Annotated in this window: 20 protein-coding genes; 13 read left to right on the forward strand and 7 right to left on the reverse strand. The window is 72.9% G+C overall.

Features of this window, described 5'->3' with window-relative positions; translation table 11 throughout:
• Positions 1-125: 125 nt before the first annotated feature.
• The 4 genes from FXF68_RS27555 to efeU all read left to right on the forward strand — a co-directional run bounded on the left by FXF68_RS27555 (position 126) and on the right by efeU (position 3,483).
• Positions 126-323, forward strand: a complete 198-nt coding sequence (locus tag FXF68_RS27555) for a hypothetical protein (RefSeq protein WP_148764153.1) — start codon at positions 126-128, stop codon at positions 321-323.
• Positions 324-477: 154 nt separating this feature from the next.
• Positions 478-1,044: a DUF3000 domain-containing protein gene (locus FXF68_RS27560; protein ID WP_148352348.1), complete on the forward strand. Its 567-nt coding sequence runs from the start codon at positions 478-480 to the stop codon at positions 1,042-1,044.
• Between the two features lie 233 nt (positions 1,045-1,277).
• Positions 1,278-2,522 (forward strand): ribonuclease D, encoded by a 1,245-nt coding sequence (locus FXF68_RS27565; protein WP_148764871.1) that lies wholly within the window; start codon positions 1,278-1,280, stop codon positions 2,520-2,522.
• 100 nt (positions 2,523-2,622) lie between these two features.
• Entirely contained in the window at positions 2,623-3,483 is an 861-nt protein-coding gene (gene efeU, locus FXF68_RS27570) for an iron uptake transporter permease EfeU (RefSeq protein WP_148764155.1), read from the forward strand.
• 148 nt (positions 3,484-3,631) lie between these two features.
• On the opposite strand, the gene FXF68_RS27575 is transcribed toward efeU, so the two are convergent.
• From FXF68_RS27575 to FXF68_RS27595, 5 genes are all read right to left on the reverse strand, one after another.
• A complete protein-coding gene (locus tag FXF68_RS27575) occupies positions 3,632-3,994 on the reverse strand; it encodes a hypothetical protein (RefSeq protein ID WP_148352351.1) in 363 nt (120 codons plus the stop codon).
• A 102-nt stretch (positions 3,995-4,096) separates the two neighbouring features.
• Positions 4,097-5,290 carry an ABC transporter permease gene (locus FXF68_RS27580; protein WP_148764157.1) on the reverse strand — a complete coding sequence of 398 codons (1,194 nt, stop codon included), beginning with the start codon at positions 5,288-5,290 and terminating at the stop codon, positions 4,097-4,099.
• Positions 5,287-5,973: an ABC transporter ATP-binding protein gene (locus FXF68_RS27585; protein WP_148764159.1), complete on the reverse strand. Its 687-nt coding sequence runs from the start codon at positions 5,971-5,973 to the stop codon at positions 5,287-5,289. The genes FXF68_RS27580 and FXF68_RS27585 overlap by 4 nt, the downstream gene beginning before the upstream one ends.
• Positions 5,970-7,019, reverse strand: a complete 1,050-nt coding sequence (locus FXF68_RS27590) for a peptidoglycan-binding protein (RefSeq protein ID WP_148764161.1) — start codon at positions 7,017-7,019, stop codon at positions 5,970-5,972. The genes FXF68_RS27585 and FXF68_RS27590 overlap by 4 nt, the downstream gene beginning before the upstream one ends.
• Entirely contained in the window at positions 7,016-7,333 is a 318-nt protein-coding gene (locus FXF68_RS27595) for a hypothetical protein (RefSeq protein WP_187438138.1), read from the reverse strand. The genes FXF68_RS27590 and FXF68_RS27595 overlap by 4 nt, the downstream gene beginning before the upstream one ends.
• Positions 7,334-7,820: 487 nt before the next feature.
• Between FXF68_RS27595 and FXF68_RS27600 the strand changes: the two genes are divergently transcribed.
• The 3 genes from FXF68_RS27600 (at position 7,821) to FXF68_RS27610 (ending at position 10,701) form a co-directional block, all read left to right on the forward strand.
• Complete coding sequence (locus FXF68_RS27600) at positions 7,821-8,669, forward strand: NHL repeat-containing protein (RefSeq protein ID WP_222870115.1); 849 nt, start codon at positions 7,821-7,823, stop codon at positions 8,667-8,669.
• A 116-nt stretch (positions 8,670-8,785) separates the two neighbouring features.
• On the forward strand, positions 8,786-9,448 hold the full coding sequence (locus FXF68_RS27605) for a response regulator transcription factor (RefSeq protein WP_148764167.1): 663 nt from the start codon (positions 8,786-8,788) through the stop codon (positions 9,446-9,448).
• A complete protein-coding gene (locus FXF68_RS27610) occupies positions 9,445-10,701 on the forward strand; it encodes a HAMP domain-containing sensor histidine kinase (protein ID WP_246178971.1) in 1,257 nt (418 codons plus the stop codon). The genes FXF68_RS27605 and FXF68_RS27610 overlap by 4 nt, the downstream gene beginning before the upstream one ends.
• On the opposite strand, the gene FXF68_RS27615 is transcribed toward FXF68_RS27610, so the two are convergent.
• Positions 10,698-12,518, reverse strand: a complete 1,821-nt coding sequence (locus tag FXF68_RS27615; RefSeq protein ID WP_246178972.1) for an AMP-binding protein — start codon at positions 12,516-12,518, stop codon at positions 10,698-10,700. The two genes, FXF68_RS27610 and FXF68_RS27615, sit on opposite strands and share 4 nt — an antisense overlap.
• A 180-nt stretch (positions 12,519-12,698) precedes the next feature.
• On the opposite strand from FXF68_RS27615, the gene FXF68_RS27620 reads away from it, so the two are divergent.
• From FXF68_RS27620 to FXF68_RS27630, 3 genes are all read left to right on the forward strand, one after another.
• Positions 12,699-13,901 (forward strand): thiolase family protein, encoded by a 1,203-nt coding sequence (locus FXF68_RS27620; protein ID WP_148764169.1) that lies wholly within the window; start codon positions 12,699-12,701, stop codon positions 13,899-13,901.
• Positions 13,898-15,988, forward strand: a complete 2,091-nt coding sequence (locus FXF68_RS27625; RefSeq protein ID WP_148764171.1) for a 3-hydroxyacyl-CoA dehydrogenase NAD-binding domain-containing protein — start codon at positions 13,898-13,900, stop codon at positions 15,986-15,988. Before FXF68_RS27620 ends, FXF68_RS27625 begins: the two co-directional genes overlap by 4 nt.
• A gap of 192 nt (positions 15,989-16,180) precedes the next feature.
• Positions 16,181-16,690 (forward strand): hypothetical protein, encoded by a 510-nt coding sequence (locus FXF68_RS27630; protein WP_246178973.1) that lies wholly within the window; start codon positions 16,181-16,183, stop codon positions 16,688-16,690.
• A 76-nt stretch (positions 16,691-16,766) separates the two neighbouring features.
• On the opposite strand, the gene FXF68_RS27635 is transcribed toward FXF68_RS27630, so the two are convergent.
• Positions 16,767-17,561 (reverse strand): hypothetical protein, encoded by a 795-nt coding sequence (locus tag FXF68_RS27635; protein WP_222870116.1) that lies wholly within the window; start codon positions 17,559-17,561, stop codon positions 16,767-16,769.
• Between the two features lie 292 nt (positions 17,562-17,853).
• On the opposite strand from FXF68_RS27635, the gene FXF68_RS27640 reads away from it, so the two are divergent.
• The 3 genes from FXF68_RS27640 to FXF68_RS27650 all read left to right on the forward strand — a co-directional run bounded on the left by FXF68_RS27640 (position 17,854) and on the right by FXF68_RS27650 (position 21,188).
• Positions 17,854-19,326 (forward strand): amino acid permease, encoded by a 1,473-nt coding sequence (locus tag FXF68_RS27640; RefSeq protein WP_148764175.1) that lies wholly within the window; start codon positions 17,854-17,856, stop codon positions 19,324-19,326.
• Between the two features lie 69 nt (positions 19,327-19,395).
• Positions 19,396-20,751 carry an FAD-dependent oxidoreductase gene (locus FXF68_RS27645; protein WP_148764177.1) on the forward strand — a complete coding sequence of 452 codons (1,356 nt, stop codon included), beginning with the start codon at positions 19,396-19,398 and terminating at the stop codon, positions 20,749-20,751.
• 71 nt (positions 20,752-20,822) lie between these two features.
• Complete coding sequence (locus tag FXF68_RS27650; RefSeq protein ID WP_148764179.1) at positions 20,823-21,188, forward strand: hypothetical protein; 366 nt, start codon at positions 20,823-20,825, stop codon at positions 21,186-21,188.
• Positions 21,189-21,268: the final 80 nt, after the last annotated feature.

Consider the following 21,268-nt stretch of genomic DNA (forward strand, 5'->3'; position numbering starts at 1 on the left):
AGCGGCACGAACTTCCGGACACGCCGAGCGAAGTCCCGCATTCTGTCACCGGCGCGTGCGAACGTGATGCGTGTCATAGCCGAGGGAGGTCCCCCTTGTACTGTTCCACCTGCGGTGATGAACGTATGTTCGAGCAACCGCCGTGTCCGGACGGTCATGGCGAGGAGTGTCCCGAGCGGGCGTGCGTCGAATGCGGTTCGGCCGTCCTGGTCGGCTCGGTGGTGACCGCGCCGGTCACCGGGCCCCCGCCCGCCGCCTCCGCCCTCCCCGAAGCGCCCGGCCCGGCCGACCGCCGCGCCGCCACCGTGCGAGCCGTGGCCTGACCGGCCCGGCCCCCGAGACGAAACCACCTGTGCCGTGCCTGCTTCCCCTCCGCGTCCCCCGGCCGTCGCCCGCGGCGGCTCCGATGTCCGGCATCACCGACCCGAGTCCCGCCCCCGCACCCGACCACTCCCCCGCACCCAGGCCGGTCCACCCATGAACCCACCTGCGTTCCAGCGGGCGCTCGACACGCTGCGCGAGATCCTCGACGGGCCCGGCCTCCGGCCGGAGCTCGACCTCGAGGACATGCCCGCCCCGCAGAGCCTCGCGCCGTACGCGGCGGCCCTGTCGGGAAGCGTCTACCGCGACGACGACACCGAGATCGCCATGGGCCGCCTGATCGTCCTCTACGATCCCGACGGCCGCGGCGGCTGGACGAACGGCTTCCGCGTCGTCGCCTACATCCGCGCCGACCTGGAGCCCGACATCGCCGCCGAGGAGCTGATCGGCACCGTCGCGTGGGACTGGCTGCTCGAAGCGCTGGAGCCCGCCGGGTTCGCCGGCGTCTCCGGGACGATCACCCGCGCCGTGTCCGAGAGCTTCGGCGACAAGCGGGGCGAGCCGTCCACGACGGAGCTCGAACTGCGCGCCTCCTGGTCCCCGACCGGCGACGACCTCGCCCCGCACGTGGCGGCGTGGTGCGAGGTGATGTGCACCACGGCGGGGCTCCCGCCGTCCGGCGTCGCCGCCCTGCCGGACCGCCCCGGCGGCGCGGGCGGTTGAGCGACGTACGGTAGGGGGCGTGACCACAGCGTCCGGAACCGAGGCGGGGGAGCACACGCGAGCAGGCTGCCGATTTCGTCCGCCGGTGTTCCGCAGGGCCTCGAACGGCTCGTCGATCCGAGGATGAAAAAGGTTCAGTGGGAGTGTCCGAAACGCGCGCGACCGGGCCCGAGCGGGACGCCGGCGCGGAGAACACGGCCGCGAGGCGGCCAGGGACCGTTCCAGAGCAGGCGGTGCGGCCGCCCGAGGGCGAGCCGGGCGACGGCCCCCCGGCCGTCCCCCTGCTGGAGCCGCGCGAGGGCGTGCCGCCCGTGGTCACGGGCGCGGCGGAACTGGAACGTGTCATCGCCGCGTTCGCCGCGGGATCCGGCCCCGTCGCGGTCGACGCCGAAAGGGCCTCCGGTTACCGGTACGGGCAGCGCGCCTACCTGATCCAGCTCCGCCGCGCCGGCGCCGGGACCGCGCTGATCGACCCGATCGCCCTGCCCGACCTGTCCGGGCTGGACGCCGCGCTCGCCGACGCCGAGATGGTCCTGCACGCCGCCAACCAGGACCTGCCCTGCCTCGCCGAGGTCGGGCTCGTGCCGCGCCGGCTGTTCGACACCGAGCTGGCCGGGCGACTGCTCGGCTACCCGCGCGTCGGCCTCGGCTCCATGGTCGAGAACGTCCTCGGCTTCGTGCTGGAGAAGGGGCACTCGGCCGCCGACTGGTCGACCCGCCCCCTCCCGGAGGACTGGCTCCGCTACGCCGCGCTCGACGTCGAGCTGCTCGTCGAGCTGCGCGACGCCCTCCAGGTCGAGCTGGCGGACGCGGGCAAGCTCGACTGGGCGCTGGAGGAGTTCGCCGCGATCCTCACCACGCCGCCGAAGCCGCCGCGTCCGGACCCGTGGCGCCGGACGTCCGGCATCCACCGGGTGCGGAACCGGCGGGCGCTCGCCACCGTCCGCGAGCTGTGGGAGGCCCGCGACAAGATCGCCCGCGAGCGGGACCTGTCCCCCGGCCGGGTGCTCCAGGACGCCGCGATCATCGAGCTGGCGCAGCAGACCCCGGGCACGCCCGCCGAGCTGCAGGCCCTGCCGACCATGCGCGGCCGCGGCGCCCGGCGGCACCAGTCGGCGTGGCTGCGCGCCGTCGCCCGCGCCCGCGCGCTGTCCGACCGGAAGCTGCCGGAGCCGACCGTCCCCGGCGACGGGCCGCCGCCCGCGCACCGCTGGGCCGACCGCGACCCGGAGGCCGCGAAGCGCCTCACCGCCGCCCGCGCCGTCGTCGCCGCGCTCGCCGAGGAGCACTCCATGCCGTCGGAGAACCTCATGCAGCCCGACTCCGTCCGGCGGCTCGCCTGGACGCCGCCGGACGAGGCGTCCCCGTCCGCCGTCGCCGCCGCCCTGCGCGACCTGGGCGCCCGCCGCTGGCAGATCGAGCTGACCGCTCAACCCATCGCCCGCGCCTTCCACCGACTGGAGCACAAGGAAGGCTGAGGTTCGCGTTCCGGACGTCTTGTCAGGGGCGGGCGAGAGGCACACACTGGCTTAGGTTAGGTTTGCCTAAACACAGGTGTGTGATCAGGAGGAGCGCGCGATGCTACTGGGCAACTTCCTCATCGGGCTGCGAGAAGGGCTCGAGGCCGCCCTGGTCGTGAGCATCCTGATCGCGTACCTGGTGAAGACCGGCAACCGCGCGGCCCTCCTGCCCGTCTGGACGGGCATCGCGCTCGCCGTCGCCCTCGCCGCCGGTTTCGGGATCGCCCTGAGCGCCGCGTCCTCGGAGATGCAGTTCAAGACCCAGGAGCTGTTCGGCGGCATCCTGTCGATCATCGCGGTCGGGCTCGTCACCTGGATGGTCTTCTGGATGCGCAAGACGGCCCGCTTCATGAAAGCGGAGCTCGAGGGCAAGCTGGAGGGCGCGCTGAACGTCGGCCCGCTCGCGCTCGCCGCCGTCGCGTTCCTCGCGGTCGGACGCGAGGGCCTGGAGACCGCGCTGTTCCTCTGGACGAACATCTCCAACTCGTCCGGCGGCTCGACCCAGCCGATCACCGGGGCGTTCCTCGGCCTCGCCGTCGCCGTCGCGCTCGGCTACCTGCTCTACCGCGGCGGCCTCAAGATCAACCTCAAGCGCTTCTTCACCTGGACGGGCGCGGCCCTGATCGTCGTCGCGGCGGGCGTGTTCGGCTACGGCTTCCACGACCTCCAGGAGGCCGAGGTCTTCCCCGGCCTCGGCTCCGTCGCCCTCGAGCCGCACGCCTTCTTCGCCAAGTTCGGCGGCGCGGGCGACTGGATGCAGACGGTCTTCCAGGGCGTCCTGAACGTCACCCCGCAGATCACCTGGCTCCAGCTCATCATGTGGGCGGCCTACCTGATCCCGGTCATGGCCCTGTTCCTCCGCGCCCCGTCCACGTCCAAGCCCGCCAAAGCCAAGGCCACAGAACCAGCCACCTCATAAGGGGGCGGCCCCTTGGAACCCCCGTTGCGACGCGGGCGATCGTCACGACGCCGTTTCGGTCTGTCCTGCCTGTTGAGGGCGTGTGCTGCGTCGCTCCGGTCGTCCGCGTCGGCGGGTCGGACGGCCTCCGGCCGCCCGACCTGTGCTGTCAGAGGTCGGGGAGGGGGTCTCGGGGGAGGCTGTCGCGGGCGAAGATCTCGGCGTCGGCGGCGTTGACGACCGGGACGTACTCGTCGTCCAGTTCGAAGACGGCGCCGCCGAACTCGAACGAGGCGCCGACGCCGGTCTCCACCGGGCCGATCCGGGTGCCGCGCGGGTAGCTGCCCCAGACGCTGCGCGGCGTGCCGCGGCTCACCGCGCCGGTGGAGATCACCGCGACCTGGTCGTCGGTGACGACGAAGATGAAGCCCGCGCCGCCGCCGAAGGCCAGCGCGGGGAAGATGTAGCGGATCTCCCCGTCGATCCCGAGGAACTCCCGGCAGCGCTCCCGGAGCGGGCGTGGCACCGGCATGGCGTACGAGGCACCTCCCCCAGGTGGAATTTCGGCGGGCCCCGGGGTGAATTCTGCGGGCCCGTCCCAATCATGCACCGGTTCGTCAGGACGTCGCCAGACTCAGACCGCGGCCAGCGCGAGCGTCGGCGGGAGCCGCGCCGCGCGCATCGCCGGGTACAGCCCGGCGGCCGTGCCGATCGCGAGGGTCGCGGCGAGCGCGCCGCCGGGCGCCCACAGCGGGATGACCGGCGGCCATCCCTTCCACAGCGCGAACCCGGCGGTCACGACCGTGCCGAGGACGACCCCGGCGGCGCCGCCGAACGCCGAGAGCAGCAGCGACTCGGCGAGGAACTGCGTCCGGACCTGGCCGCGCGTCGCGCCGAGCGAGCGGCGCAGCCCGATCTCGCGGCGCCGCTCCAGCACCGAGATCACCATGGTGTTGGCGACGCCGACGCCGCCGACCAGCAGCGCGACCGCGCCGAGTCCGAGGAGCAGCCCGGTGAACGCGCCCGCCGCCGCGGCCTTCGCCTCCAGCGCGTCGGACGGGCGGCTGACCTCGACCTCCTCCGGGTGCTCGGGGTTGACCGTCCGGGCGAGGACGGCCCGGACGTCGGCCACCGCCCCGTCCGCCGACCGCTCGTAGATCGTCGTCGGGTGGCCGTCGAAGCCGAGGTGGCGGCGGGCCGCGTCCCAGCCGACGAGCGCGGACCGGTCGATCTCCGGCGCCAGCTCGGCGGGCCGCAGCACGCCGAGGACGACGAACCACCGCCCGCCGATCCACACCTGGCCGCCCGCCCGGTCCACGCCGAGCCGCCGCGCCGCCTCCGCGCCGAGCACGACGCCGGGGTAGCGCTCGGTGCCCGCGTTCAGCCACCGTCCGCCCGCCATGCCGACGTCGAGCGTGCCGAGCAGGTCGGTCGTCGCGGCCTGGACGGCGATGCCCTGCGTGACCTCCTTCGGGATCCGGTCGGTGCGGCGGACGGTCGCGTCCACCGAGCCGGTCGCGCCGACCGCGGACACCGGCCCGATCCGGCGGACCATCTCCGGCGCCGTCTCCGGCAGCGCCGCCTTCCCGCCGAACAGGGTGTCGCCGGGCGAGGCCGTCAGCAGGTTCGTGCCGAGCCGGTCGAGCCGCCGCAGCAGGTCCGCCTTGCTGGACGACGAGATCCCGATAACGGCGACCATCGTCGCGATCCCGATCGCGATGCCGAGCGCGGACAGCACCACCCTCGTCGGACGCGCCCGCAGCCCGCCGAGCCCGACGCGCAGGACGTCCCCCGGGCCGAGCCGCGCGGGAGCCAACGTCGAGCTCATAGCGCGCCCACCTCCGCCCGCTCGTCCGCGACGATCAGGCCGTCCCGGACCCGGACCCGGCGCGGCGCGGCGGCGGCCACGTCCAGGTCGTGGGTGATGATCGCGACGGTGGTCCCGGCGTCGTTCAGCTCGTCCAGCAGGGCGAGCACCTCGGCGCCCGCGGCGGAGTCGAGGTTGCCGGTCGGCTCGTCGGCGAGCAGCAGGTCGGGCTCCCCGACGACGGCCCGCGCCACCGCGACCCGCTGCTGCTCGCCGCCGGACAGCTCGTGCGGGCGGTGCCCGGTCCGGTGGCCGAGCCCGACGCGCTCCAGCGCGTCCCGCGCCCGCTCCCGCCGCTGCCTGCGGGAGGCGCCGCCGTACAGGAGGCCGTCCGCGACGTTGTCGAGCGCGCTCACCCCGGCGGACAGGTGGAACTGCTGGAACACGAACCCGATGTGCCGCGCCCGCAGCGCCGACAGCTCCCGGTCGCTGAGCTCCGACACCTCGTGCCCGGCGACCCGCACCCGTCCCCTGGTCGGACGGTCCAGCGTCCCGATCATGTGCAGCAGCGTGGACTTCCCCGACCCCGAGGGCCCGACGATCGCGGCCATCTCCCCCGGCGCGATCACGAGGTCGACGCCGCGCAGCGCCGCCACGCCGCCCGGGTACTCCTTGGCCACCCCGTCCAGCTCGACGATGTTCACTTGGCCGGCACCCCGACCTTGGCGCCCGCGCCGATCCCGGCCCCGGTGACCTCGACGCGCCCGCCGCCGAACGCCCCCGTTCGGACGGGCACGAGCCGCCGCGCCCCGTCCGCCGCCACGACCTCGACGCCGAAGCCGCCCTCGCGGAGCGCGAGCAGCGCCTCCACCGGCACCGACAGGACGTCCTCGCGCCGCTCGCTCTCCAGTTCCACGGTGACGGGGGCCTCGTCGAGCCGTCCCGTCCCGGCACCGCCGAGGGAGATGTCGACGCCGACCGTGGTCTTCTTGTCCGGCCCGGTCCCGGTGCTCTCGGCGACGCTGCCGACCTTGGTGATCCTCCCGTCGACGGTCTTCCCGCCCGGCAGTTCCACGGTGACCTTCGCGCCCTTCCTGGCGAGATCCTGCTTGTCGGCGTCCAGGTCGACGTGGACGAGCCGCCGCGTCCCCGCCACGGTCAGGACGGGCTGCCCCGGCGCGGTCCGCTTCCCCTCGGGCGCCGCGACCTCGCGGACGCGAACAGCACCGCCCAGGAACACCACCTGATCAGGACCGACCATTCCGGTGTCGTCGAGCCCCTTGTCGTCCTGCCATTCCCGGACGGCACTCTCCGTCGAACTAGTGAACTCATCATCAACGGTAATGCCGCCATATCCGAGCGCCCGCAGATTCCTTTCCAAATCCCGGACGTCATTTCCCGAATCGCCCTGCCTGAGCGTCCGGTACATGGGGCTGCCGCCATACATCAATGTCACGGCCTTTCCAGCGACCTTCAACAGCGTCCCGCCCCGCTTGACCGTCGCACCCGCCTCCGGTGCCCAGGTCACAACACCGGACGCACCCGTCCACACCTGCCGGACACCGTCGTACGTCAGCTTCCCGTCCACCTTCTCCGTATCAACGAGATCGCCCCGGCTCACCACGGCGGTCGTCAAGGGAACCGCGGACCCGGCCTTCGCCTCCCCGCCGTCCCACGTCCACGCCAGAACGCTCCCGCCCGTGACCACCACCCCGACGGCGACACCGCCCGCCACCACGCGCCGCCTCATTCCCCGGCCCCCGGCAGGCTCCCCTGGCACGCCTTCCGCGCCTTCTCGACGGCGCCCTTGTCGACCCCCTTCGACGGAAGCCTGATCTGCCCGTCCGGCCCGGGGTCGGGCATGTCCACGCCGTGCTCACGCATGCACTGCGCGAACTTGACGTACTGGTCGCGCTTCTTCGGATCCTTCATGTCGGGCAATTTCCCGCCCGCCTGAAGCCATTGCTGGCACTGCTTCAACGCGGCCTGCAACTTCTCCCGCCCGGCGCCCTTCCCGAGCCGCAGCGCCGACGCGCCCCCCGACCCCGGATCGGGGACGTCCACCCCGTTCTCCCGCATGCACTGGGCGAACTTGAGCTGAGCGTCCTCCGGCGAAAGCGAAGCACTGGGCGACGCCGAAACCCCACCGCCGGCGGCCCCACCGGCACTGGCCACGCCACCCCCGTCATCACCCCCACCGCACCCCGCACCCCCGACCAGCACCGCCACCACGACGACCCACACCTTGAATCCCATTCCGCCCTCTCCCCCGGAACCACACGCCCCAGGACCGGAGAGCCATGACACCGACCCCAGGGTTAAATCCGTATTAGTGGGCGTCCGGGTGGGTTGGCGGAGCGTGCCGGAGTTTGCGGTGCCTGCCGGAATTCGCGCGGCCCGGGGACGTGGGTCCTTGCTGATCAGGGGGAACTTGGAAAGCGTGTACGGGGCCCATTTCGTGGGGCTGGTGCCGGAAGGTCGGGTGCGGGAGTTTGGGCGCATGTGGTCTCGAATTGTCATTGCCGTCCTGTCCGCCGGGTTGCTCGTTCCCGTGGGGGGCTCCGCTCAGGGGGCCACGGGGCCTGAGCCCGACCAGATCGCGCTGCCCAACGGGTTCCAGCCCGAGGGGATCGCCACCGGGCCGGGGCCCGTGGCGTTCTTCGGGTCGCGGTCCACCGGGGCGATCTACCGGGCCGATCTGCGGACCGGGAAGGGAGAGCTGATCAGCAAGGGGCCGGGGACGCCGTCGCTCGGCCTGGAGACGCGCGGCGACCGGCTGTACGTGGCCGGCGGGAAGGCCGGGGACGCGCGCGTCGTCAACACCGAGAACGGCGAGGTCGTCAAGTCGTACAAGCTGACGACGAAGGCGGCCTTCATCAACGACGTCGCCCTCACCAAGGACGCGGCGTGGTTCAGCGACTCGACCAACCAGCAGCTCTACCGGGTCCCGCTGAGCGGGGACGGAGAGGTGAAGACGCTGCCGCTCACCGGTGACATCGTGTGGGGCGAGGGCTTCAACTCCAACGGGATCGAGGCGCTGGACGGCGGGAAGTCGCTGGTCCTCATCCAGTCCAACACGGGCAAGCTGTTCAAGGTCGACCCGGAGACCGGCGTCGCGAAGGCGATCGGCCTGGGCGGCGAGATCCTCACGGCCGGCGACGGCATCCTGCTGGCCGGACGGACCGTCTACGCCGTGCAGAACCGCCTCAACACCGTGGCCGTGATCGAGCTGAACGACGACGCCACCGAGGGGAAGATCGTCAAGAAGCTGACCGACCCGCGGTTCGACGTCCCGACGAGCGTCGCGCGCTCCGGCTCGCGGCTCTACCTGCCGAACGCCCGGTTCACCACGACGCCGACCCCCGACACCCCGTACACCGCCGTCGCCGTCACCCCGTGACGCGGCACTAGCGTGGGGGACGCCCGGCCGCCCAGGAGTGCGTGCGGCCGGGCACCCCCCTCCGGCGAGCAGGGGTTTTATCGAGGCTTAACCCCTCGCGGGCCATGCTCTCCTGCATGCGTGTTCTGATCGTCGAGGACGAGCGGGTGCTCGCGGACACCATCGCCGACGGGTTCCGCGAAGAGGCCATGGCGGTCGACGTGGTGTACGACGGCGACGACGCGCTGGAGCGGACGTCGTACAACGAGTACGACGTCGTGGTCCTCGACCGGGACCTGCCGGGCGTCCACGGCGACGACGTGTGCCGGACGCTCGTGACGCGGCGCAGCCCCGCGCGGATCCTCATGCTGACCGCGGCCGCCGACGTCGACGAGCGGGTGGACGGCCTGTCCCTCGGCGCCGACGACTACCTGCCGAAGCCCTTCGTGTTCAGCGAGCTGGTCGCGCGGGTGCGGGCGCTCGCGCGCCGGTCGGGCCCCGTGGTGCCGCCCGTCCTGGAGCTGCGCGGCATCCGGCTCGACCCGTACCGGCGGCGGGCCGCGCGCGACGGCCGGGAGCTGCGGCTGACGAAGAAGGAGTTCGCCGTGCTGGAGGAGCTGCTGCGGGCGGACGGTGGCGTGGTGAGCGCCGAACGGCTGCTGGAGCGGGCGTGGGACGAGAACATCGACCCGTTCAGCAACATCGTCCGCGTCACGATGGCGACGCTGCGCCGCAAGCTCGGCGCTCCGCCGGTGATCGAGACGGTGACCGGGTCCGGGTACCGGCTGGAGACGCGGTGAGGCGGCCGGGCGGTCCGCGGCTGAGCGTGCGGACGCGGCTGACGCTCGTGTACGGGTCGCTGTTCCTCGTCACGTCGGCGGTGCTGGTCGGGGTGACGTACCTGCTGACCGTCCGTTCGATGGACAAGCGGTTCACGATGAGCGACAGGGCCACGCCGATGACCGTGACGCGGCTGCGCAGCCTCGCCGTGAACGGTGACGTCAACGAGCTGGTGGCGCTGAAGGCGGACGCCGACCGGCAGATCGCCCAGCAGAAGCACGACGTCCTCCAGCAGCTCCTGCAGAGCTCCCTGGTGACGATGCTGGTCCTCGGCGTCCTCGCCGTGGTGATCGGGTACGTGGTGGCGGGACGGATGCTGCGCCCGCTGCACACGGTCACCGCGACGGCGCGGCGGCTGTCGGAGAGCAACCTGCACGAGCGGATCGTCCTGGACGGCCCGCAGGACGAGATCAAGGACCTCGCCGACACGTTCAACCGGATGCTGGACCGGCTGAACCGCGCGTTCGACGCGCAGCGCCGGTTCGTCGCGAACGCCTCGCACGAGCTGCGCACGCCGCTCACCATCAACCGGACCGTCCTGGAGGTCGCGCTCGCCAGCCGGCGGAACCCGCCGGAGACGAAGGCGCTCGCGGACGTCCTGCTCGGCAACACGGCCCGGCACGAGCGGCTGATCGAGGGGCTGCTGACGCTGGCCCGGTCGGAGCGGGACCTCGCCGCGCGGGTCGCGACGCCGCTGCCGGACGTGGTCCGCAGCGCACTGGACCACCTCGACGACCAGGCGGAGGAGGCGGACGTCGACGTGGAGGTCCGGCTCGCGCCCGCGACGGTCAGCGGCGACCCCGTCCTGCTGGAGCGCTGCGCGGTGAACCTGCTGGAGAACGCGGTGAAGCACAACACGCGGGACGGACGGGTCTGGGTGCGCACCGGCGTCCGGGACGGCTCGGCGTTCCTCCAGGTCGTCAACACCGGGCGGGCGGTGCCGAGCTACGAGATCGGGACGATCTTCGAGCCGTTCCGCCGGCTGCGCCCCGACCGCCCCCCTCGCTCGGACGGGACGGCCGCGGGGCGGGAGCGGACGGGGTCGGCGGACGGGGCCGGGCTCGGCCTGTCGATCGTCCGGGCGGTGGTGGACGTGCACGGCGGGACGATCGAGACCGTCCCGCGCCCGGAAGGCGGGCTGGCGATCACCGTCCTGCTCCCGCTGTCGGCCGAGCCCGCCCTCGACGCCCCGGCCGCCGTGGCCGCGACCTAGCCCGCCTGCTCCGCGTCGAGGGAGTGGGCCGGGTCCCGGGGCGACGGCCAGCGGACGCTGCCCTCCGGCACGGTCTGGCCGGGGCGCGCGGCGAGCCAGCGGTGCACGACCTTGCCGGTGGCGTTGCGCGGCAGCTCGGCGATGAAGTGGACGTCGCGCGGCGCCGCGTAGCGGGCGACCTGGGCGTGCACGTACGCGCGCACGGCGTCGGCGTCCAGCCGGGCGCCGGGCCTCAGGACGACGTAGGCGGCGAGCCGCTGCCCCCAGTCGTCGTCCGGCACCCCGACGACGGCGACCTCGTGGATCTCGGGGAGGCGGAGCAGCGCGTCCTCCACGTCGCGCGGGACGATGTTCTCGCCGCCCGACACGACGATGCCGTCGCGGCGGCCGTCCACGAACAGCAGGCCCCGGTGGTCGATGTGGCCGAGGTCGCCGGTGGCGAGCATCCCGTCGCGGACCTCCATCGGCTCGCCGCTCGTGTACCCCTCGAACAGCAGCTCGTTCGCGACGTAGATCTGCCCGATGGTGGAGCGGCCGACCCGGCGGCCGCCCGCGTCGCGGATGGCGAGCGCGGTGTTGCGCGGCGGGCGTCCGGCGGTGCGCGGGTCGAGCCGCAGGTCGCGCGGGGTGGCGATGGACACCCACGACGCCTCGGTGGAGCCGTAGACGTTGTAGAGGCGGTCTCCGAACTCGTCCATGAAGCGGGTGGCGAGGTCGCCGGGCAGCGCGGCGCCGCTGACCGCCGCGATCCGCAGCGAGGACGTGTCGTGCCGGGCCCGGACCTCCTTGTCGAGGTCGAGGACGCGCTGCAGCATGACCGGGACGGCGAACACCGTCACATCCCGGTGGGACGCGACGGTGCGCAGCATCTGCTCGGGGTCGAAGCGCCGGTGCAGCACGACCGGGGCGCGCAGCGCCCACGCCATCTGCAGGGCGGCGTAGCCCCAGGTGTGGAACAGCGGCGCCTCGACGACCATCGTGTGCCGGGCGCGCAGCGGGATCCGGGACGTCATCGACGCCAGCGGCCACAGCCCGGGACGGGGCGGGCGGCGGGCGCCCTTCGGACGCCCGGTGGTGCCCGAGCTGAGCATGATCGTCCGGCTCTGGATCTGCGGCGGCGACGCCACGGCCTCCGACTCCGGGACGGCGCGGATGACCTCGTCCAGGCTCCGGCCCCGCACCGGACGGCCCGGCTCCGGCGCGGGGCGCGGCCGGGGCGGCGCCAGCGGCGGCAGCGCCGCGAGCGGAACGGGCGCGGCCAGCGGGGCGGGATCGGGGCCGGGACGCCGGTCGGCCCACAGCACCGTCCGGCGGAGCGCGATCGGCAGGTCGGCGAGCAGCGGCGCGAACTCGGCGTCCGCGACGATCAGCGTGGGCCGCAGCTCGCCGAGCACGGCGCGCGTCCAGCTCGCCCCGGCGCCGGTGTTGAGCAGGACGACCTCCGCGCCGCGGCGGCTGCACGCGACGAGCGTCAGCACCATGCCCCGGTGGTTGCGGCAGAGGACGCCGACGCGCGGGCGCGGGCCGCGCAGCGGGAGCCCGGCGGCGAGCCGCGCGGCGCGCTCGTCCAGCTCGGCGAAGGTGAGCGCGCCGTCGTCGTCGATCAGCGCGGTCCGGGACGGGGAGCGCGCGGCGGCGCCCGCGACGAGCCCGGCGAGCGTGGTGCCCCAGCGGCGCAGCGCGCGGAGTTGGCGCCCGGCACGGCGCGGGCCGCCCGCGAACGGCAGCCCGGTGCGGAGCAGGAGGGCGGTCAGGTCGCGGATATGCCCGATCCGCCGGCGCATCCCCGGCCGGTACGCGGGCCTCGCGTGCGTCACCGCGCCCTCCTCGGTATCCGGCCACGTTACCCAGCCGCCACCTGCGGAACAAGACCGGTCGGGGCCGCTCCGGACGGGCGGTCCCGCGTCAGTGGTTACTGACGAGTAGTATGAATGGTTACCGACTGGTAGCAAAGGCCCGGCGGCGCCGCCGGACCCCATCCGCAGGGAGGACGAACCGTGCCACGCACCGCACGCGACGTCGTGTTCGTCGACGGCGTCCGCACGCCGTTCGGCAAGGCGGGCCCGAAGGGCCTGTACGCGGAGACCCGCGCCGACGACATGGTCGTCCGCGCCATCCGCGAGCTGCTGCGCCGCAACCCGTCCCTCCCGCCCGAGCGGGTGGACGAGGTCGCGATCGCCGCCACCACCCAGACCGGCGACCAGGGCCTCACCATCGGGCGGTCCGCCGCCGTGCTGGCCGGGCTGCCGAAGACCGTCCCCGGCTACGCGATCGACCGGATGTGCGCGGGCGCGATGACCGCCGTGACCACATCCGGCGCGGGGATCTCGTTCGGGTCCTACGACGTCGCCATCGCGGGCGGCGTCGAGCACATGGGACGCCATCCGATGGGCGAGGGCGTCGATCCGAACCCGCGGTTCCTCGCCGACAGGCTCGTCGACCCGTCCGCTCTGGTCATGGGGTCGACCGCGGAGAACCTGCACGACCGGTTCCCGGAGATCACCAGGGAGCGCGCGGACGCCTACGCCCTGCGCAGCCAGCAGAAGGTCGCCGCCGCGTACGCGGCCGGAAAGATCCAGCCGGACCTGGTGCCGACCGCGGTCCGCTCCGCCGAGAAGGGATGGGGGCTCGCGACCGAGGACGAGCCGCCCCGTCCCGGCACCACGATGGACGACCTCGCCCGCCTGCGGACGCCGTTCCGCCCGCACGGCAGGGTCACGCCCGGGAACGCCGCCGGGCTCAACGACGGCGCGACCGCCTGCCTGCTCGCCGCCGAGGACGTCGCCGCCGAGCTCGGCCTCACGGCCCGCATGCGCCTGGTCGACTTCTCGTTCGCCGGGGTGGAGCCGGAGGTGATGGGCGTCGGGCCCGTCCCGGCCACCGAGCGGCTCCTCGCCCGCAACTCGCTGACCATGGACGACGTCGGCCTCATCGAGATCAACGAGGCGTTCGCCGTGCAGGTGCTCGCGTTCCTCGCGCACTTCAAGATCGCCGACGACGACGCGCGGGTGAACCCGTGGGGCGGGGCGATCGCCGTCGGGCATCCGCTGGCGTCGTCCGGGGTCCGGCTGATGAACCAGCTCGCCCGGCAGTTCGAGGAACGTCGGGACGTCCGGTACGGACTGACGACGATGTGCGTGGGAATGGGCATGGGCGGGACGGTTCTCTGGGAAAACGTCAACTGGGAAGGCACCAAATGAGCGGGCTTGGGGAACTCTTCGCTGACGAGGTCGTCACCCACGCTCACGTACGGGACGTGGCGCTGCCCCACGGCGCGGGCACCCTCGCGCTGATCACGCTCGACAACGGCCACGACCACACCAAGCCCAACACGTTCGGGCCGAACGGCCTCGCCGAGCTGAACGCCGCCCTCGACGCCGTCGCCGCGCGCGACGACCTCGCGGCGGTCGGCGTCACCGGCAAGCCGTTCATCTTCGCGGTCGGCGCGGACCTCAAGGGCGTCCCGCTGATCGGCAGGCGGGAGGACGCGGCGGCCATCGGCAAACTCGGGCACGACGTGTTCCGGCGGCTCGGCGAGCTGGACGTCCCGTCGTTCGCCTACTACAACGGCGCGGCGATGGGCGGCGGCGTCGAGCTCGGCCTGCACTGCGCCTACCGGACGATCTCGTCCGGCGTGCCCGCGTTCGCGCTGCCCGAGGCGTTCCTCGGCCTGGTGCCGGGCTGGGGCGGGACGTACCTGCTCCCCCGCCTGATCGGCGCGGAGAAAGCGCTCAAGGTCATCATCGAGAATCCGCTCGCGCAGAACCGGATGCTTAAGGGTGAGCAGGCGTACGAGCTGGGCATCGCGGACGCGGTGTTCGACTCGGCCGACTTCCTGGAAGAGTCCCTCGCCTGGACGGCGCGCGTCCTGAACGGCGAGATCACCGTCCACCGGCCGGAGGTCGACACGGGCAAGGCGTGGGACGACGCCGTCGCGATGGCCCGCTGGAACGTCGACGGCAAGCTCCACGGGGCGGCGCCGTCCTACACGCGGGCGCTCGACCTGGTCGCCGCCGCCAAGGACCGCACCCGCGACGAGGGCTTCGCGGCCGAAAATGAAGCACTGCGCTCCCTCATCATGAGCGACGAGCTGCGCGCCGGGCTGTACGCCTTCGACCTGACCCAGAAGCGCGCGAAGCGTCCCGCCGGGGCGCCGGACAAGGCGCTCGCCCGGCCGGTCACGAAGGTCGGCGTCGTCGGCGCGGGCCTGATGGCCTCGCAGCTCGCGCTGCTGTTCGCGCGCCGCCTCGAAGTCCCGGTCGTGCTGACCGACCTCGACCGGGAGCGCCTGGACAAGGGCGTCGGTCACGCGCACGCCGAGATCGACAAGCTGCACGGCAAGGGACGCCTCTCCCCCGACCAGGCGGGCCGCCTCAAGGCGCTGATCACCGGCTCGCTGACCAAGGACGCCTTCGCCGACGCCGACTTCGTCATCGAGGCGGTCTTCGAGGAGATGTCGGTCAAGCGGAAGGTGTTCGCCGAGCTGGAGGAGCACGTCTCGGACGAGTGCGTCCTCGCGACGAACACGTCGTCGCTGTCGGTGTCGGAGATGGCGGACGGGCTGCGGCGGCCGGAGCGGGTCGTCGGGTTCCACTTCTTCAACCCGGTCGCGGTGCTGCCGCTGCTGGAGATCGTCCGGGGCGAGAGGACCGACGACGCGACGCTCGCCACCGCGTTCGCGACCGGCAGGGCGCTGAAGAAGTCGTGCGTGCTGGTCAAGGACGCCCCGGCGTTCGTGGTGAACCGCGTGCTGCTGCGGCTGCTGGCGGAGATCGTCCAGGCCGTGGACGAGGGCACGCCCATCGACGTCGCCGAACGGGCCGCGCAGCCGCTCGGCCTGCCGATGCCGCCGTTCGTGCTGATGGGCCTCGTCGGCCCGGCGATCGCCCTGCACGTCAACGAGACCCTGCACGCCGCGTTCCCGGACCGGTTCCCGCTGTCGGACAACCTCGCGAAGCTCGTCGCGTCCGGCAAGTCCGGCGTCTACCTGCCGGACTTCTCCCTCGACCCGGAGGCCGTCGAGATCTTCGGCGGCGGGACGAGCCCGTCCACCGAGCGGCAGGTCCTGGACCGGGCGCTCGCCGCGCTCGCCGACGAGATCCGCGTGATGCTGGACGAGGGCATCGTCGCCGCCCCCGAGGACATCGACCTCTGCATGATCCTCGGCGCGGGCTGGCCGTTCCACCTCGGCGGCATCACCCCGTACCTGGACAGGTCCGGCGTCTCCGAGCGCGTCACCGGCCGCCGCTTCCTGGAGCCGGGCGTCGCCTCCCTGGCCGCCGGTTAGCCGCCGGAGCCCGGCACACCGTTCGAGACGGCCGTTCCAGGCCGTCTCGAACGGTGTCTGACCTGCACGTACGAACTCGAACGAAGCCGACCGGCGCAGGTGTTGCCGGACGGGCTGCGGGACCTGAAATCTCGATCGCGGATCCAGACCGGCCGGTCCTCAAGGGGATCGGCCCGACCTGAAGGAGACGCGATGATCCCCACGCCCGTGCGCCGCGGAGCGCTACTGGCCTCCGGGCTGGCCGCCGCCGGCGCCATGACGCTGACCGCCCTGCCCGCCGCCTCCGCGGCCCCCTCCCCCGGACCGGCGTCCCAGCTCACGGCGGGGACGGCAAAGGCTCCCGTCCCTGATGAAATCCGCTGCAGGATCAATGTGCACAACCCGCACTACTCGCACCACGGCGACTTCAAGGGCCGTAACCAGGTCAACGTGGTCGCCGACGTGAAGTGCGGCAAGCCCGTCGCCCATCTGACGATCAGGGTCAACCTCTACAAGGACGGCACCCTCTACAAGTCCAGCCAGCGCTCGAACGCCGGCAGGGCCAAGATCTCGCACAACGCCGCCCGCCGGTGCGTGAAGAAGAAGAGGTACCAGGGCACCGCATGGGCAGACGTGGTGATGCCACCCGGGTACCTGCCGCCGACGCAACGGATCGCCAACAAGAGCGAGGTCGTGCTGATCAGGCAGTGCAAGCGCTCCTAACAGAGCCTGGGCACGACCGCCCCGCCGACCCGTCCCGCCGGTGCCCGACCGGTGGGCGGGTCGGCGGGGCCCGGCATCACCGCCCGGCGCCGCGGTTGACCTGGTCGCTGTTCTCGTCGATCGGGTCGGTCGGCTCGACCCGGACGACTTCCAGGGCGGGCTCGCCGAGCAGGTCGTCGATCAGCGCCGCCGGGCCGCCGACATAGGTCGAGTCGAGGTCGATGTCGGTCGCCGCGCACCACGAGCGATCCGCGGGCCAGAACAGGTTCGGCGACTGCGGGAAGAAGAACCCAGCCCCGCGGTGGCCCAGCTCCGTGGCGGCGTCGAGCGGCCCCTCGAACATCACGTAGTCGCGCCAGGGCAGCCGCACCCGCGGCGCATCGTCGAACGCGGGCCCCGGCTCCGGGTCTGGCGGCGACGGCTCCGGCGGCGCGTCCGTCTGCGCGTCCGGCGGCGCCTTGAACGCGACCATCAGGGACGTGGCACCCGTGATCCATCCCCAGCCGCTCCAGAGGCAGAACCAGCACCGGTCCGGGGTCGCGGTGTGGCGGGCCAGCACCGCGCACAGGGCGCTCAGCAGCGGCGGGGGGAGTTCGCCGCGCTCGGGCGCTTCGTCCCACGGCGGCGGGCCTTCCCCCGCCCCGGGCGCCGGGCGGGACAGCGCCGTGAACTGGACGCGCGGATGAATCGAACGCCCCGCCCACCCGGCCACCTCATGCCAGCGGACCGGCTCCCCGCCCGGGGAGTCGGCGGGATGAAGGATGCGTGCGTAGGCCGCGAACCCGCCGGGAAGCAAGACCCGTACGCCCGAGTCGGTGTCGGTGCCGTCCATCTCCGCCTCCAGCCAGGCGGCGGGAGACGTATCGGTCACCAGGCGAAGCCGGGAAGGGACGTCCGTCACCGCGAATCACCCCCGCCTCCGCGCCGCTGGACGCGGAGACTGTCACCGACCGCCAGCGTGTCCACGGTCAGACAATAGTCCGCCCTCCCCCGTTTCGATCCCGAGGCCGTACGCACATCGCCTGGTTCCGGACGGCCAGGGAAAGTCCACCGCGAGCACCCGCCGACCTGGCCTCCGCCCATCGGCCGACACCGCCACATAAGCCACGCGCTGCCGGGCATAGGGGTCTCAACCCCTGTGATCAACACCCGGAGGAAGCGCGATGGACCTGCGCCGGACGAAGACGGTCGAGCAGTCGATCAGGGACACCGAGGAGCCCGGCCACCGGCTCCGACGCGCCCTGTCGGCGCTGGACCTGACCGTGTTCGGCGTCGGCGTCATCGTCGGGACCGGCATCTTCGTCCTGACCGGCCAGGTCGCCCGGGAGAAGGCGGGGCCCGCCGTCGCGCTGTCGTTCATCTTCGCCGCCGTGGTGTGCGGGCTCGCCGCGCTCTGCTACGCCGAGTTCGCCTCCACGGTCCCGGCCGCCGGGTCCGCCTACACGTTCTCCTACGCCACGCTCGGCGAGTTCCCGGCGTGGATCATCGGCTGGGACCTGATCCTGGAGATGGCGCTCGGCGCGGCCGTCGTCGCGGTCGGCTGGTCCGGCTACTTCGCCTCGCTGCTGGACGACGTCGGGATCACCGTCCCGGCGTCGATCGCCGCGCCGCCGGGCGACGGCGGGACGGTCAACGTCCCCGCCATCGGGCTCGTCGTCGCCGTGACCGCGCTGCTCGTCCTCGGCATCAAGGTGTCGTCGCGGGTCAACGCCATCGTCGTGACCATCAAGATCGCGGTCGTGCTGCTGGTGATCTTCGCCGGGCTGTTCTTCGTCAAGGGCGCGAACTACCACCCGTTCATCCCGCCGTCGAAGCCGACGGCGTCGGAGGGCGGGCTCGGCGCGCCGCTGATGCAGGTGCTGTTCGGGTTCACCCCGGCCAGCTACGGCTGGCTCGGCATCTTCGCCGCCATCGCCATCGTCTTCTTCGCGTACATCGGCTTCGACGTCGTCGCCACGGCCGCCGAGGAGGCCCGCCGCCCGCAGCGCGACGTCCCGATCGGGCTGATCGGCTCCCTCATCATCACGGCCGTGCTGTACGCGGCGGTGTCGACGGTCGTCGCGGGGATGCAGAACTACAAGGACCTGAGCACGGAGGCGCCGCTCGCGGACGCGTTCAAGGCCGTCGGGCATCCGGCGTTCGCGACCATCATCGACGTCGGCGCGGTCGCCGGGCTGATCACCGTCGTGCTGATCCTGCTGCTCGGGCAGAGCCGGATCTTCTTCGCGATGGGCCGCGACGGCCTCATGCCGCCCTGGCTGTCGGTCGTCCACCCGCGCTTCGGCACGCCCTACCGGTCGACGATCCTCATGGGCACGATCGTCGCGGTGCTCGCCGGGTTCATCCCGCTGGCCAAGCTCGCCGAGCTGGTCAACATCGGCACGCTGTTCGCGTTCCTCGTCGTCTCCGTCGCCGTGGTGATCCTGCGCCGGACGCGCCCGGACCTGCCCCGCTCGTTCCGCACGCCGTGGGTGCCCGTCGTCCCGGCCCTGTCCGTGCTGGGCTGCCTGTTCGTGATGATCAACCTGCCGGTGGAGACCTGGCTGCGGTTCGCCGCGTGGCTGGTGATCGGGGTGGTGGTCTACGCCGCGTACGGGTACCGGAGGAGCAGGGCGGGCGCCGCCCGAAACCCCTGAAATATCGGAGGCCCTCCGTGATGGGCCTCACGGTGTCCTTTTGGCGGCCGGGTGGGCACAATGGCGGCCATGGCTTCTCCAGTGCTCGTCGCGGTGATCGGTTCCGGCCCCGCGGGGATCTACGCGGCCGAGGCTCTCGTCAAGCAGACCGACGGCGACGTCAGGGTGGACGTCTTCGACCGGTTGCCGTCGCCCTACGGCCTGGTCCGCTACGGCGTCGCGCCCGACCACACGTCGATCAAGGCGATCGCCCGCTACCTGCAGAAGGTGCTGGAGAACCCGGCCGTCCGCTTCTTCGGCTGCGTCGAGCTCGGCCGCGACCTCAGCCGCGCCGACCTGCTCGGCTGCTACGACGCCGTCATCTACTCGACGGGCGCGATGGTCGACCGGCACATGCGGATCCCGGGCGAGGAGCTGCCGGGCAGCATCGCCGCCACCGACTTCGTCAACTGGTACTGCGGGCACCCCGACGCCGCCGACCACTCGTTCGACCTGTCGGTCGAGGAGGTCGCGGTCATCGGCGTCGGGAACGTCGCCGTGGACGTCGTCCGCATCCTCGCCAAGTCGGCCGACGAGCTGCGCGCCACCGACGTCCCCGAGCAGGTCATCGAGGCGCTGTCGCGGAGCCGCGTGAAGCGCGTCCACATGATCGGGCGGCGCGGCCCCGCGCAGGCCAAGTTCACCACCAAGGAGGCCCGCGAGCTGGGCGAGCTTCCGAACGCGGGCATCCACGTCAGCGCGGCTGACATGGACCTCGACCCCGTCAGCGCCGAGCTCGCCGAGAAGGACCGGCACGTCCGCGGCAACGTCAAGGTGCTGAACGCCTGGACGGCGGAGCCGCCCGCCGACCGCGCTCGCCAGATCGACGTGCGGTTCTGGCGGGCGCCGGTCGAGATCCTCGGCGCCGACCGGGTCGAGGGCCTCCGGCTGGAGAAGACCCGGCTGGACGAGACCGGCCGCGTCACCGGGACCGGCGAGTTCGAGACGCTGCCCGTCGGGCTGGTGCTGCGCTCGGTCGGCTACCAGAGCGTGCCGCTGGACGGCGTCCCGTTCGACGAGCGGTCGTCGACCGTCCCGAACGCGGGCGGCCGGATCGTCGGCCCGGACGGAATCCCCGTGCCCGGCGAGTACGTCGCCGGGTGGATCAAGCGGGGGCCGACCGGGGTCGTCGGCACCAACAAGTCGGACGCCGCGGAGACCGTCCGCAACCTGCTGGAGGACGTCCTCGCCGACGGGTCGCGCACGCCGCCCGAGCACACTATCGAGGAGCTGCTGGAGTCGCGCGGCCTGCGCGTCGTCACCTACGACGACTGGCTGAACCTGGACGCCGCCGAGATCGCCCTCGCCCGCGCGCTCGACCGGGGCGAGCGCGTCAAACTGGCACGCTGGGAGGCCATGACGTCCGCGTGCCGCGGCCGCGACTGACTCACGTTCCCGATAATCTTCCGGCCGTCAGGTAGTGACGGATATGTCACTCTGGCGCTACGGTGCGGCGTGTGACCGGCGGTCCAGAACTGTACGGGTTCCCCCCACCCGAGACGGTGCCAGATCTCAGATGGCTCGGGCCCGACTACGTTTCCGTACTGGTGTACGACCTGACGCAGGGACTCCTGCGCCAGGACCCGCGCACGTCCGTGATGGGCGTGCGGTGCGAGGGCGAGCCGCGGCTCGACCCCTCGGTCGACCCGGCGGGCGTCATCCGCGCGCACGACGCCTGCTTCCCGCTCCAGGTCTTCGTCCGCGACGGCGCAGGACGCCCCTGGCTGCTGCGTGGCCGCTGGACGTACTCGGGCCGCGAACTCGGCACGGCGGCCGCGTCCATCACCCACTTCTGGCAGCTGCACTCGGCGGACGGCGCCTAGGCGGGCGCCTGCCAGGACCGGACGCCCGTCCCCCGCGTCACCGACGCCGCCGGACGGGGCGGCGGCATGTCGCGGCCGTT

Origin of the sequence: Actinomadura decatromicini, from assembly GCF_008121305.1 — a bacterium.
In the GTDB taxonomy this organism is placed as follows: domain Bacteria; phylum Actinomycetota; class Actinomycetes; order Streptosporangiales; family Streptosporangiaceae; genus Spirillospora; species Spirillospora syzygii.